12 protein-coding genes are annotated in these 14,315 nt (G+C 34.7%); 5 read left to right on the top strand and 7 right to left on the bottom strand.

The genetic code is table 11. The features are described from left to right. Positions 1-6: 6 nt before the first annotated feature. The gene (locus G8Y84_RS09200) at positions 7-1,629 is read right to left on the bottom strand and encodes a MutS-related protein (RefSeq protein WP_037575656.1); all 1,623 of its coding nucleotides are present in this window, start codon (positions 1,627-1,629) and stop codon (positions 7-9) included. Positions 1,630-1,964: 335 nt separating this feature from the next. Next, positions 1,965-3,905, bottom strand: a complete 1,941-nt coding sequence (locus G8Y84_RS09195; RefSeq protein ID WP_165806317.1) for an ABC-F family ATP-binding cassette domain-containing protein — start codon at positions 3,903-3,905, stop codon at positions 1,965-1,967. A gap of 285 nt (positions 3,906-4,190) precedes the next feature. Between G8Y84_RS09195 and G8Y84_RS09190 the strand changes: the two genes are divergently transcribed. The 4 genes from G8Y84_RS09190 (at position 4,191) to G8Y84_RS09175 (ending at position 8,169) form a co-directional block, all read left to right on the top strand. Further along, the gene (locus G8Y84_RS09190) at positions 4,191-4,838 is read left to right on the top strand and encodes a redox-sensing transcriptional repressor Rex (RefSeq protein WP_037575663.1); all 648 of its coding nucleotides are present in this window, start codon (positions 4,191-4,193) and stop codon (positions 4,836-4,838) included. Between the two features lie 171 nt (positions 4,839-5,009). Continuing rightward, a complete protein-coding gene (locus tag G8Y84_RS09185; RefSeq protein ID WP_165806316.1) occupies positions 5,010-6,092 on the top strand; it encodes a YeeE/YedE family protein in 1,083 nt (360 codons plus the stop codon). Positions 6,093-6,113: 21 nt separating this feature from the next. Further along, entirely contained in the window at positions 6,114-6,338 is a 225-nt protein-coding gene (locus tag G8Y84_RS09180; protein ID WP_037575670.1) for a sulfurtransferase TusA family protein, read from the top strand. Positions 6,339-6,684: 346 nt separating this feature from the next. Beyond that, complete coding sequence (locus G8Y84_RS09175; protein WP_165806315.1) at positions 6,685-8,169, top strand: sucrose-6-phosphate hydrolase; 1,485 nt, start codon at positions 6,685-6,687, stop codon at positions 8,167-8,169. Between the two features lie 498 nt (positions 8,170-8,667). Here G8Y84_RS09175 and agrA read toward each other — a convergent pair whose 3' ends face one another. The 5 genes from agrA to G8Y84_RS09150 form a co-directional block, all read right to left on the bottom strand. Then, complete coding sequence (agrA, locus tag G8Y84_RS09170) at positions 8,668-9,390, bottom strand: quorum-sensing response regulator AgrA (protein WP_037575675.1); 723 nt, start codon at positions 9,388-9,390, stop codon at positions 8,668-8,670. 14 nt (positions 9,391-9,404) lie between these two features. Then, entirely contained in the window at positions 9,405-10,703 is a 1,299-nt protein-coding gene (gene agrC, locus G8Y84_RS09165) for a quorum-sensing sensor histidine kinase AgrC (protein WP_165806314.1), read from the bottom strand. Positions 10,704-10,734: 31 nt separating this feature from the next. Next, positions 10,735-10,869 (bottom strand): cyclic lactone autoinducer peptide AgrD, encoded by a 135-nt coding sequence (gene agrD / locus G8Y84_RS09160; protein ID WP_069191685.1) that lies wholly within the window; start codon positions 10,867-10,869, stop codon positions 10,735-10,737. 2 nt (positions 10,870-10,871) lie between these two features. Then, positions 10,872-11,435, bottom strand: coding sequence for an accessory gene regulator AgrB (locus G8Y84_RS09155; RefSeq protein WP_037575678.1), 564 nt, complete (start codon positions 11,433-11,435; stop codon positions 10,872-10,874). Positions 11,436-12,082: 647 nt separating this feature from the next. Further along, positions 12,083-12,880 (bottom strand): carbon-nitrogen family hydrolase, encoded by a 798-nt coding sequence (locus G8Y84_RS09150; protein WP_037575679.1) that lies wholly within the window; start codon positions 12,878-12,880, stop codon positions 12,083-12,085. Positions 12,881-13,059: 179 nt separating this feature from the next. Between G8Y84_RS09150 and G8Y84_RS11505 the strand changes: the two genes are divergently transcribed. Next, entirely contained in the window at positions 13,060-14,295 is a 1,236-nt protein-coding gene (locus tag G8Y84_RS11505) for an SdrH family protein (RefSeq protein WP_165806313.1), read from the top strand. The last annotated feature ends 20 nt before the right edge of the window (positions 14,296-14,315 follow it).

The raw sequence follows: 14,315 nt of genomic DNA, 5'->3' as shown, positions 1-14,315 counted from the left end.
CGGTAATCAATACTGTGCATCGGTGTTTTTGTGGTCAAACGACTCAACATGTTGTTTTGCATTTTGATAGATTGTGAGCGGAAAGTCCATAATACGGATTAATTCAAGTGCGTTACGTGTATTTGCAGGCCCTTTTTTAATTGTGTAATCAAAATGAATCGCATTTTGCTGAATTGTTTCGTTAAAATGATAATTTGCATAAATAGGATGAAGTTGACGGGTTAATTCAATATCATGTGTGGCTGCGATGACTTTAATTCCTTGAAATTGCGCCAAATATTCAAGAACGGCTTGTGAAGCGGCGATACGTTCTGCAGTATTTGTGCCTTTAAAAATTTCATCGATAAAAAAATAGTGTGGAATGGACGCATCGAAGTTTAATAAACGCCTTAATGATTTAATTTCTGCCATAAAGTAACTATCACCAGAAAGTACGTCATCAGCGTTTGCCATAGTCGTTTTCACAATGCCAGGCTGATAATGAAATTGTTGTGCCGTAACAGTTTGAACCGCTTGGGCAAGAATTAAATTTAGGGCGATGGCTTTCATAAACGTCGACTTTCCAGACGCATTAGAGCCTGTCAGTAACACATTTTGGGTAAAGTCAAAGTCATTTGGTACAGCTTGTTCAATTAACGGATGTGTCAAACCTTTAAATTTTAAATTGGATTTAACGATGGGGGTTTGGCAATTTTCATGATGATAGCGCCATTGTTTCACAGATAACAACGTATCTAATTCTCCAATATATCGATAACAAGCGTGTATTGTTTCTTCGTTTTCTTTAAATCGACGAACTAATAGGTGATATAAATGAATATCAATTAAAAAAATGTATTTAAATAATAAAACAAAATACCCCGGAATCGTCGTCACTTTTACGAGTAAAAAGCGCCAACGATTAACACGATTGAGTTGATTTAAGGAATAGTGAAAAGGTAACGACAAATTTAATTTAGTTAAAGCATTAACAGTATAGATTACACGTCCTGTAAAAAATAAATTTTCCATATTTCGATCAATGACGTGATTAAATCTCATACTAATGACCATATTTAATATTAAAGAAAATAAAAAGGCAAAAATGCTTGTCGGTATATGAATAAAGCCAATAAGTACACTAAGAATCGGTAAAAAAGATAAGAAATAATAGATCCAATGAAACCGTGTCACGAACGCTTTCCAATGATATTTAGGGTAATGTTGCTTACCAAATTGTGCGAGCAACGTGACAATTTTTTCATGAAGTGTTGCATTCTTCTCAACTTGTGACCATATGTCAAACTGTTTTAATGTCGTTTGTAAGCGCAATACATGATATAAGTGATTTTCTCCAATAGAAGTATATGTATAATTCATCTTATGAAAAAGGGCATCCATATTTAAGTCGGACCATGTTTTATCATCTATCCAAAATGATTCATTCTTAGCTTTTTTTGTAAGTGAAGGATACATCTGATAATAAGTATCATAGAAAGCGTATGGACGTTCTAAATCATCAAAAATATGTTTATGTTTTAAATGAGATTGAATAGACTTGCGAAATAAAATGCGCTGTCTAAGTTCTGTAATCCCCATCACAGAAAGCATGAGTAAAATTAATATTGATAAGAAAATATAATTGGCCATATAAATTACAATCCTTTGCAATGAGATAGAAAAATTATTGATGTATATATTTATTTTAACATAAGAATGTTCACGAAGTTATTCGTAATTTGTCAATAGGGAACATGCGTACTTATGCACAATTTGTTAACAAGTTGTGCATAAAATAGTTAATTTTAAATGATGTTCTGTTGATAAGGTGTGTATATACAAGAGGTAGAGGATGTGAAATATTGTGGATAACTAGGATAAGTGTGTGGATAGCTTTTATATCAAGTAATCATAAAGTAGTTGATTGTCTATAAAATGTGAGGATAAAAAAATCCAGAGTATAAAATTTTACTCTGGATGAGGGGTTAATTTTCATATTCGCTTAACATAAGTTGTAATTCTTCCCATTGTTGCATCGTTTGTTCTAACTTTTGTTCGAGGTCAGTTCGCACATTTGCTAATCGTGTTGTTTCTTCATAATTATTAATGACCTCTTCTGATGCCATAAGCGTATCAATAGAGGCAATTTCACTTTCGTAGGTCGTAATGAGCGCTTCGTTTTCTTCAATTTGGCGTTCTAATTTTCGTTTTTCACGCCTTAACGCTTTTTGGTCTTGATAATCGTTTGTTGGTTGTTCGGTCGTCGCCGATTCAGTAACATCTTGTTGTGCGTGATGCTCTGAAAAAGCACGTTGTTGTGCGATTTTTTCTAAATAATAAGCATAATCCCCTTGAATAAATTGACCGCCATTAGCATCTAAATCAAAAATTTTATTGGCTAAGGCATTGATAAAGTAACGATCATGTGAAACGAAGATTAAGGTGCCTTCAAAGTTTTGTAAAGCTTGTTCTAACATTTCTTTGGAATCAATATCCAAATGGTTTGTAGGTTCATCCAGTATTAAAACATTATTTCTTTCCAACATTAAAAGGGCGAGTTGAAGGCGTGCTTTTTCTCCACCAGATAAATCATTGATGACCTTTTTAACATCTTCTTGTGTGAATAGGAATCGACCTAATACGGCACGCACATCTTTTTCTGGCATTTCTCGGTATTGGTCCCACACAAAATCTAGGATGGATTTATTAGATTTGAATTCTGCTTGTTTTTGATCATAATAGCCTACTTTTAAATTAGAACCACGTTGAATCGTTCCAGCAATTGCAGGAATTTTTAAAGCCAATGTTTTGATAAAAGTAGATTTTCCTACACCATTAGGGCCGATGATACCAATACGGTCTCCTTTACTAATTTCTAAGGAAATCGGTTGTGTAATAGGGGAGGAGTAGCCGATTTCTAAATCTTTAATGTGCATCACATCATTACCTGTATTCCGATCAAAATCAAATTGGATATTCGCACTTTTAGCATCAAGCATTGGTTTTTCAATAAGTTCCATTTTTTCTAATTGTTTTCTGCGACTTTTAGCCATACCACTTGTGGATGCACGCGTAATATTTTTGTCAACGAAGGTTTCAAGCCTTTTAATATCTGCTTGCTGACGTTCATACTCTGCCATACGTTTTTCATAGTATTGATCACGAAGTTGAACATATTTTGCATAATTCCCTTTGTAGTGTTTCACTTCACCTAAAGCGACGTCATAAACTTGTGTCACAATTTTATCTAAGAAATAACGATCGTGTGAAATGATGACTATCGCACCACTAAAATATTTTAAATAATCCTCAAGCCATTCAGTCGTTTCCATATCAAGATGGTTCGTTGGTTCATCTAATAGAAGCAAATCAGGTTCACTTAATAGCATTTGTGCAAGTGACAGACGCGTTTTTTGCCCGCCACTAAAATCGTTGATAGGTCGATGATAGTCTTTCTCTGTAAAATCTAAACCATTCAAAACAGTCTTGATTTTACTTTCATATTGGTAGCCTTCCATTTTCTCAAATTGATTTGATAACAGTTCATAACGTTTGAGATGTTCTTGATAGTCTTCTGTCTCATAACGATCGGCATTTTGACTTAACCAATCGGTTTCTTGTTGCATCTTTTGTGCAATTGACTTAACTTCTTGGAAAGGCTTTGCCATTTCTTCAAAAACAGTTTCATCTGTATTTAACGTCATTTGCTGAGTAAGATATCCTAATTTTAAGCCTTTTACTTTTGAAATATGCCCACTATCATAGTCATCAACGCCCGCAATTATTTTCATAAGTGTAGATTTACCTGCGCCATTTCTACCGACAATGCCGATGCGTTCTCCTGTTTTTACTTCGAAATTGACATGACTAAAAATTTCTTCCCCATCAAAGGATTTTGAGAGTTGACTTAATTGCATTAATATCATGTTCTAACTCCTTTCATTCTTGTTTATTGTACAACAAAGTAAAAAGGTATCAAATAGATTAAGTTCCTTTAAAACGGGAATTCGGGTATAATAAGTAATGAATAAAGTTGGTGAATTTTTTAACAATGCTATGATTTTAAGTCAAATTGTAATTGCAATGATAATGACTTCATGTGCCCCTTCATCATTCGATGTTTATTTGTGATACATGAAAAGGTTAGTTAACCTTATTGACTTAACGTGTGTTCACACTTTATTGAGTGTGTAAAATATGGAGGACTGAAAATGACTAGAGATACAAATAAAATACCACGAGCGACTTTAAAGCGATTGCCACTTTATTATCGGTTCGTGAATAGTCTTAAAGCGAAAGGTGTATCGCGTGTTAACTCAAAAGAAATTAGCGAAGGATTAAATATAGATTCTGCTACCATTCGACGTGATTTCTCTTATTTTGGTGAGTTAGGTAAAAAAGGCTACGGTTATAACATTGAGAGTTTATTAGAATTTTTTAAATCTGAGTTGAGCGATTCAGATATTATCAAGATTGGCTTGGTAGGGGTAGGTCATCTTGGAAAGGCATTAATTTCATACAATTTCTCAATTCATGATGATATGACAATCACAGAAGCATTTGACATTGATGAAAAACTAATTGGACAACAATTTGGGGAAGTCACGATTAAATCAATGGATGAAATGAAACAAGTGATACAAGATCAAGGTATTGAGGTGATTATTATTGCAACGCCTGTAAAAGTGGCCCAATCTGTTACAGATCAACTTGTAGATGCAGGTGTGAAGGGAATACTAAACTTTACAGCATCCCCTGTACATGTGCCTAATGATGTTCAAGTTCATCAAATTGATTTAGGTGTCGAGTTACAATCATTAATTTTCTTTATGAAAAATTATGGTAAAGAACAGGAATAAAGGTTGACAATAATCAATTTCATACAACAAGCCTTACGGGTTGAGTACAATCTCAACCCATTTTTTTATAAAATACACATGATGATACAGGTTATCATAAAGAAACTCTTGATTAATCAAACATATTTGATATAATTCTTATCATAATTATCGGGATAAGGAGAGAGTGACATGGTATGGACAATTTTTAGTGGACTTATTGTAGGAGTTCTCCTCGGTTTTGTCATGCAACGTACCCGTTTTTGTTTGACAGGGGGATTCCGAGATATGTATGTGCAGAAAAATAATAAAATGTTTTATGCCTTACTCATCGCTATCGCAATTCAGGCGTTAGGGATTTATATATTAAATATTATGGGCATCATTACAATTGATAACGGCACATTTCCTATTATCGGCACAATTATCGGTTCATTTATTTTTGGCATTGGGATTATTTTAGCAGGAGGATGTGCAACAGGAACGTATTATAGAGCAGGAGAAGGACTCATTGGAAGTTGGATTGCGCTAGTGATGTATGGTCTTTTTGCTGCGATTACGAAAAATGGCGTATTGGCGCCTGTTTTAAATCAAATCAATAGTCAAACTGTAACGAATGCGGATATGGCACAATCGACTGGAATACCAGGTTGGGTGTTTTTACTCATTTTAATTTTAGTGACACTATTTGTCGTAGTAAAAACATTACGCCAACCGAAACCTAAGATTGCTATCCCCAAATTAAAGCCTAAGTTTAGTGGCGTACGATATTTTCTGTTTGAAAAACGTTTTCACCCGTTTGTCGCTGCTATAGCAGTGGGACTTATTGCATTACTTGCTTGGCCTATGTCAGGGTCAACAGGGCGAGACGGAGGTCTTGGAATTACGACGCCATCTTCTAATATTGTGATGTTTTTAACTACTGGAGACGTGTCAGTTGTCGATTGGGGAGTGTTTCTAGTTATAGGTATCTTCTTTGGCTCTTATATTGCGGCACGAGGTTCTCGTGAATTCGCGTGGCGTTTACCTGATAAAAAAACAATACGTAATAGTGCAATTGGTGGTACTTGCATGGGCTTTGGCGCGGCAGTAGCTGGAGGTTGTTCTATTGGAAATGGTTTAGTGGCAACAGCTGCATTATCATGGCAAGGATGGATTGGGTTAATATTTATGATTTTAGGCACTTGGTTTATGAGTTATTTCATGTTTGTTCGTCCAATGAAAGCCGCACGACGTCAAAATATGACAAAAACACAAACGGTCAGTGTTTCTTAATTAAAAGAGGAGGTTAAAAGTATGGTACATGAATTAGGAACAGTTGGAATGGTTTGTCCATTTCCACTGATTGAGGCACAAAAGAAAATGGAAGAATTGGCCATTGGTGATGAATTGAAAATCGATTTTGATTGCACGCAAGCCACAGAGGCAATTCCAAATTGGGCAGCTGAAAATGGCTATCCAGTCACAAATTATGAGCAAGTCGGCAATGCTGCTTGGACCATTACAGTTCAAAAAGCTTAATCAAATTTAATTTTTAAGAGGACAAGAGTGTCCTTTAAAGTTAGAAAGCCATCAAAATTTAGCCTTAGATAAATTTTGATGGCTATTTTCGTATAAAAGTAGGATTGAAAGACATTTGAGCATAGATTAATACAAGCACTTCCTTATTATTAATTATTGATCTTTGCAACGCACTCGTATGTTATAAAAGAGACGACGTTAAAAAGATTTCATTGAAAAACCAAAGAATATGATAAAATAACATAGAGCTTGAAACGAACGTGATAAGGCGTCCATTTCAGTACATACATAAACACCCTAGTATGAAGGGGTGCGACAATAGTTTTAAAGGAGGCAACTTAGTTTAATGGAACAATGGAGTCGCGAAAAGCGTTATCAAAAATTAGAAGATGTGCGTCAAGAGGAGTTAGATGAACTTAAAACGCGTGTGGCCGCATCTCCATTTCGGCAACATTATCACATACAACCCGAAACAGGGTTACTCAATGACCCCAACGGCCTCATCTATTTCCAAGGTCAATATTTACTCTCTCATCAATGGTTTCCTTTAGGTCCGGTACATGGTTTGAAATATTGGTTTCACTACAAAGGAAAAAATTTGGTTGATTTCAAACCACAAGGTGTATTACTACGTCCAGATACGGAATATGATCGTCACGGCGTTTACAGCGGGAGTGCATTTGAGTTTAATGGGCAACTTTACTATATGTATACCGCTAACTTGAGGACAGCTACATGGGAACGAAAAAGTAGTCAAATGCTTGCGAAAGTTCATCCAAACGGTACGATTGAAAAGTTGACACAACCTGTAATTTCAGGACCTCCTGAAGGCTATACCGAACATTTTAGAGACCCTAAAGTATTTCTAAAAGATGGTCGTTTATATGCTGTGATAGGGGCACAAAGAGAAAATAAAACAGGGACAGTATTGGTTTATGAAGCGGTACATCCAGAAGAAACTTGGATATTTAAAGGTGAAATCCAAACGGACCTCTCTTCCTTTGGATATATGTGGGAATGTCCTGATTATTTTCAAATCAATCAAAAAGACGTCCTTTTATTTTGTCCTCAAGGTTTAGAATCTGAAGATAACGATTATCAAAATATTTATCAAAGTGGATATATTATGGGGACGTTGGATTTTGAGACGCTACACTTTAAACATGACGGTTTTGTTGAGTTAGATAATGGATTTGACTTTTATGCGCCACAAAGCTTTTTAGATGAGGCCAAACGCCGAGTTATCATTGGTTGGATGGGGCTTCCTGATACAGAATATCCTACTGATAAAGAAGGATGGGCACATTGTTTAACCGTGCCACGTATTTTAACGTATGAGGCAGGAGTATTGAAACAAAAACCACATATGGATTTACGTAAACTACGCCATAATAAAGAAACAGCGCTCGGTTATGCGAATAAATTTATCAAACAACTTCATCCCTATGAAGGGGAACAATATGAACTGATTGTCGATATATTAGAAAATGAAGCCTCAGCCATTGAGTTTCACTTAAGAGCATCAAAACAAGAAGCCACCATTATTCGTTACGACTCAAGAACAAAAGAAGTCTTATTAGATCGTTTTGACAGTGGTGAGCTCCCACATCCCGTAGAAGGGACAGTACGTGTGGCAAAGTTAAAATCAGACTTACAACAGTTACGCATTTTTGTAGATACATCAAGTATAGAAATCTTCTGTAATGAAGGTGAAAAAGTGTTAACTTCACGGATTTTCCCAAAACCAAATGCGAATAAAATTAAAGTTGTGACGGATTCTGGGCAAGTTTATTTGAAAATGACGAAATACGATCTTAAAAGCAAACAATAAAAATAGTTTCTATAATAAATCGAACTGATGTATAAATAATTTCATGTATTTGATTATTCCATAAAGCCTCGCTTTTCTAGGCGCCTCACCTCTGCATGAAAACGTTACGAATGAAATGAGTTACGTATTCAGTACACCTATGAACATATGTGAATAGGTGATCCATAGTTTAAGATTGAGATAATCTCAAGCTTAAAATGGATTTTCGGTTTCGGCTAGATGCCTCAGAAGTCTCGGCTTAGGAACCAATCAAATACGCTATATTTATTCACAAGCGTTATAAATTCTATTTTACGACTCAGTTTTACAGATTTAAGTAGTATTGAAATAACCAATAACGTTCAAGAATTTATACTCTCACAACAAAAATGGAGTTAAGCAATTTATTATTACCTTAATTCCTTGATTTAATGTGACCAGTCCGATTTGACAGAAAACCTAAAAATACCCCCTTTTACTTGAAATAAGGACAAGTAAAAGGGGGGGTTAATATATTCATTAATTTTTGATTTTCTTAATGTTTCTTACAGAGACATAGCAAAACTCATCATTTTTAAAATAGACAATTCTATCTTTTGCATCCACATGCGTGATATTGTGGCGATTTAAGACAAAACTATTATGACAACGGAAAAAACGATCATCGATTTGTGCTAATTCTCTTAAATTCCCATAAAATTCAATTTGACGATTATCTAAATGTGCAATAAGACGATGTGATTTTGGAGAGGATTCAAAAAACATAACATCGTCGTAATTCACATAAACAGAATTGCTCCCTTGTTTTAATTCCATTGTTTCAACCGTATTATCTTTAGTAAGCAAATCAAGACGTTTTAAAGCTGTTTCAAGACAATCAATGACTCGCGTGCGTAACTCATCGACATCATCTTTAAAAATAAAATCCATGGCCGCCAATTTGTATACGAATGTTAAATAGGTTAATTCACTATGACTTGTAACGAAAATAATATTACCAACAGGATCATGTTTTCTAATTTCGCTTCCTAACTTAATCCCATTAATATCAGACTCGAGTTGAATATCTAAAAAATAACAACCAATATCATTCATGTTTTTAGAAGCTTCGAGTAAAGCATAGGGATCACTCGTCGAAATTTCAATTTCCATAGGTTTTTCTTCAATCATAATATAATTTCGAATGATGGATTCCATTCGTTCTCTTTGTTTAGGATCATCTTCACAAATTAAAATTTTCAAATGGGTTCACATCCTTAATCATCACTATTCATGATTTCTAATTTTTGAATAAAGTAGTTATTTTCAATCGTAGTTTCTAAAAATACATTCCTTTTACTATCTGTAATTTCTTTTAAAGTAGATAAACCTAAACCTCGATCTTTACCTTTAGTTGAAAACCCTTCTTGGTACAATGTATGTAATTTTGGAAGGTTTTCGGGTGCTTTATTCATAATAATGATGAGCACGGATTGATCAGTTTTAATGAATGCAATTTGAATCATAGGTTCTTCGACATTCATGGAAGCTTCAATCGCATTATCCATAATGATCCCTAAGACACGACTTAAATCAATCATTTCCATATTAATTTGATTGATTTCATCAGCGACTTCAACACTGATTTCAATTTTACGTTCTTGTGCTTGTAAAATTTTGGTCGTTATTACACCTTTAATTTCTTTAACTTTTAGATTTTCAACACCGTTCAACTTCAACGTATTTGCTTCAAAATGATCTTTTAGTGGGATAATATGCTTGTCGTAATAAGCTTTCAATCCTTCGAGATCATCCTCACGCAAATACTCTGACATTGTAGACAAAATGTTAATATAATCATGTCTAAATTTACGCATTCTCTTATTGACTTCTTCAATGCGAAGTGTGTAATTATAATAATCTTCAACTTCTTGACGACTTCTACGATAATTAATTTCTCGTGACGTTGTGATTGTGACTAATAATAATATTGCGATAAAAATAGCGACAAAGGTGAAGTAGAAAATACCGATGATTTTATATTCCGCCATTGTTTCTACTTGAGTAGGGAGAAATATAAATAGAACAACGAAAAATGTTAATAAACAAATCATCAATGTCATTAAATATATTTTGTTCCCATATAGCCATGTATATTTTAACTTAGTCATTAATAGTCTTACTATTAAAGCAGTAATAAATGCTAGTAAAGTGAAGACAAATGAATAAATTAAATATAAGATAGTAGGGTGTACCGTTAATTCATTGATATAATAGTAAAACCAAGTTGCCATAAAGTCACAAACGACAAGAATTAAAACACTCGATAAAACAGCAATTAAACCAATAACTTTCTTTTTGTAATAAAAGAAAATGAGGTAACCTACCACTAAAGCAATTAGACTATTTCTTCCAAAAAATATGAATAAAACAGTACTAGGGATTACCACTCCTATAATAATAGAAAGATAATCCCTGAGATTGTAATTTATTTTTTCGATTATGATAATATTTATTACAGCAAAATAGACACAAACTTGGAAAACGGTAATAAAAATAATATTTAGAATTTCCAATTCTTACACACACTCTCTAAATGGTTATAAATTATTCTGTTTCTCTTAACTCTTGAGGAACTTCAGGTTCATCAAAAAATCCAGTACATGGATCCATAGCAGCAAAGTTACCTAAAGTTTTGAAAAGTGCAGTGAATAAATTAAAAAGTGTTTCGAAAATAGCCATTTTTACTCCTCCTTAGGAAAAAATACAGGTAATAGTGTTGCTGATTGTAAAAATGCTCCAAATGCGATTAAATGGTTAAACGGCTCTGGAACGAATAAAAACAATATAAAATAAAGCGTCATCAAACTTAAAGACTTTATTTTAAGGGCTCGTTTACGAGAGTGTTTAATCGGTTGTTTACGTGTTGCAGCAGGAGCATAGTAAAAAACAAATATCCATCCTAATATAGTTAAGAATAACATAAACCAGAATGGTATGTCATATTTAACTATTAGCCATGGTACTAATATAAAGAAAATAATATTTTGAACATGGCATAATAGTGAATTTTTCGCATGAGCCCCATGTGAAAAACGTCTTAAAAGAAAATAAGTGATATGAACTGTGAGTGTGTATAAGAATATATGGAGAAGGATTGCCAATCCATAGGTGACGATACCTTTAAAGAGATTCGTGACGAACACTTGCATACCTAATCGTACTTTTAGATAGTCAATGTGATCTAGATTTTGTCTCTTTTGAAGTTTTAATGCTAAGTTTTCGATGGCTGTATCAACAAATCTCATGGCTTTCCCCCTTATTCAATATTATAAAGTACAATTAATTCAAAAAAATGCTTTTTGCGTAACTGTTATGTTTTTATGCCTAACTGTTTTATTAACATGAATTTCATATTAAATTAACATAAATAATGTACATCTAAGCATGTTTTTCTGCAATCTAGGCACTCTCTCACACAAGGGGAATGTTAAGTGTTTTAATATAACCATAATCACATTAAGTGGTTCGGTATTACGCCCTTGTGATACCTAAGTGTTTATTTAGCACGATGTGTTGTATTCTTCGCTCAGCTTACTTCACTAGTGCAAACTCTAATGTCTTGGAATACTTTATAATGAGGAGGTGCTTTACTTATGGCTGGAGATATCGTTAACACAGTTTTTGCTTTCATTAAGTTAATCGTCGAAACTATTGAAAAATTCACTAAGAAGTAATCATTCTCCCAAATGCTAAAAATCTTTTTCCATTAGTAATTGAAGCTTAAAATCAGGTTTCTATATTGAGACTATTGTAAACATTTAATAATCGGTAAATTCACTAAATTTTTTCATAATTAATAACATCCCCAATTAATTAAATAGAATAACTGTAAACAAATAAACATTCCCTTAATATTAAATTTAAAGGCGAGCCCCTCCCAAGCTCGCCTTTTTTAATGCTCAAAATGTTGATAGATATCCGGACGCAAGTTTTCAAAAACTGGAATTTTTTTACGTTGTTCGTCGACATCTTTCAAATTCAAAGTCACACTAAGAATTGTTTCCTCATTTCCAGCTTCTTCAATTATTTCTCCGTTGGGGCTCACTATCATTGAATGGCCTGCATATTCTGTATTTCCGTCATTTCCACATGTATTTGCGGCAATCACATACATATCATTTTCGATGGCTCTTGCTTGTAATAATTTTCGCCAATGATCTTGTCTCGCTTTGGGCCATTGTGCAACATAAAATAAGATTTTAGCACCGCTAGCAGCGGGATAACGTGTTAATTCTGGAAATCTCAAATCATAACAGATGATTTGTGAGACAGGTGTACCATTACTTAACTCATAAACGTATGGGACGGTTGAACCTGGATCTAAATAATCAGGTTCATTTAACATAGGTACGAGATGAATTTTATCGTATTCGTATAATTTGGCACCATTGCGGCTAACTGCAAATGCTGTATTGTAAAGCCCCTTATCATGATGATTAGAAACAGAACCTGCAACGATATCGACCTGATATTCTTCAGCTAATTGGCGGATAAATGTAAATGAACGTGATAAATCCTGGTCGGCGTGGGTCGCAAGTGCTTCAAGTGCATAACCGTTATTCCACATTTCCGGCAAAACAACGATATCTGTATCTGACTGGATATGTTCTCTAAAAAGTGTTTTTATTTTTTCTTCATTGATAGAAGGAGACTGAGGCGTGACATAAAATTGTAATAATTGTACCTTCATCTCATAACCCCCTTAGTATAGTTAGCATTATTGTACTAAACTTTACAAATGCATACAAAAGACAAAAGCATTAACATCTTTAAAGCGAGGGGACTTAGAAGTATGTCCATTGGTATTTAAAGTCTCTTTTGTTTATACTAGAACTGATTAAAATGAATGTAAGGGAGGTGTACGACCGAGTGCTTAAATCAAAAAGAAGAAAAGGGCTAAAAATTTTAAATATCTCATTATTCATGGCCGGAACGTTATTGTATGCGCCTAGTCATATGATATCCAATCTAAATGCTGAAGATAGCGTGACACCTAACAATGCCACCCAACGTACTGTCCAATCATCGACCGAGGAACCATCGACAGAACAGCCATCGACGGAAGAGCCATCAACAGAACAGCCGTCAACAGAGGAAGCATCAACAGAACAGCCGTCAACAGAGGAACCGTCAACGGAACAGCCGTCAACAGAGGAACCGTCAACGGAACAGCCGTCAACGGAACAACCGTCAATAGAGGAACCGTCAACGGAACAACCGTCAACAGAGGAACCGTCGACGGAACAACCATCGACCGAGGAACCATCAACGGAACAGCCATCGACCGAGGAACCATCAACAGAACAGCCATCGACAGAGGAACCATCAACAGAACAGCCATCGACAGAGGAACCATCAACGGAACAACCGTCGACCGAGGAGCCATCAACGGAGCAGCCGTCGACAGAAGAGTCATCAACAGAACAGCCTCCAACGCCAGGGCCTTCTCAACCTAATAAACCGACATCAGACAATGGAACTTCTCATGGGCAACAAGCTCCTTCAGGTGAAAATCCTAGAGGTCCAAATTATCCAAGTGAGTCAGGAGAAAATGACACATCAACTCAAAATCATGATGGCAACAACCAACAACCATACGATCCAAGTCAATCCGGTAATAGAGGAGATTTTCAAAATGCAATGAACAATGAACCAATCAATCGTGATTTAATCAATAATGATTTCTTATTGCCAAGTTATTATCAAAATAATACCTCTACATCCCCTGAGATACCTCAAGGTAGGAATGACATAAGTAGTGTAGGGTTTTCTGATAGAGAAAATGAATTTAACCCATTATCGACCGACCGTTACTATCAAAATTTAGATCGTAAAATACTTGCACTCATCACTGGAGAGATTGGCGCTTTGCCAGATGATCGAAAAATGTCAGGGAAGATAAGTGCAACTCATCATAATGATGATAAGGTTCGTGAAATTAACCAAAATGGAGAAAATTTAGAAGCAAAACAAAATGGTAATGGTCATAATAGGGCACGTGAAGGATTAAATTTTTTAAAGTATATAGGGATAGGTTTAGCGAGCTTGATATTGATTGCTGGATTTAGTTACCTCATATGGAGAAGAATTAAAAATGGAAATTAATAGAAAAGGCGACCCTCTCT

Origin of the sequence: Staphylococcus sp. 11511212 (assembly GCF_011394755.1) — a bacterium.
GTDB classification, from domain to species: Bacteria; Bacillota; Bacilli; order Staphylococcales; family Staphylococcaceae; genus Staphylococcus; species Staphylococcus chromogenes.
Note: the sequence above shows the minus strand (reverse complement) of the source record. Positions and strands in the feature narration are given on the sequence as shown.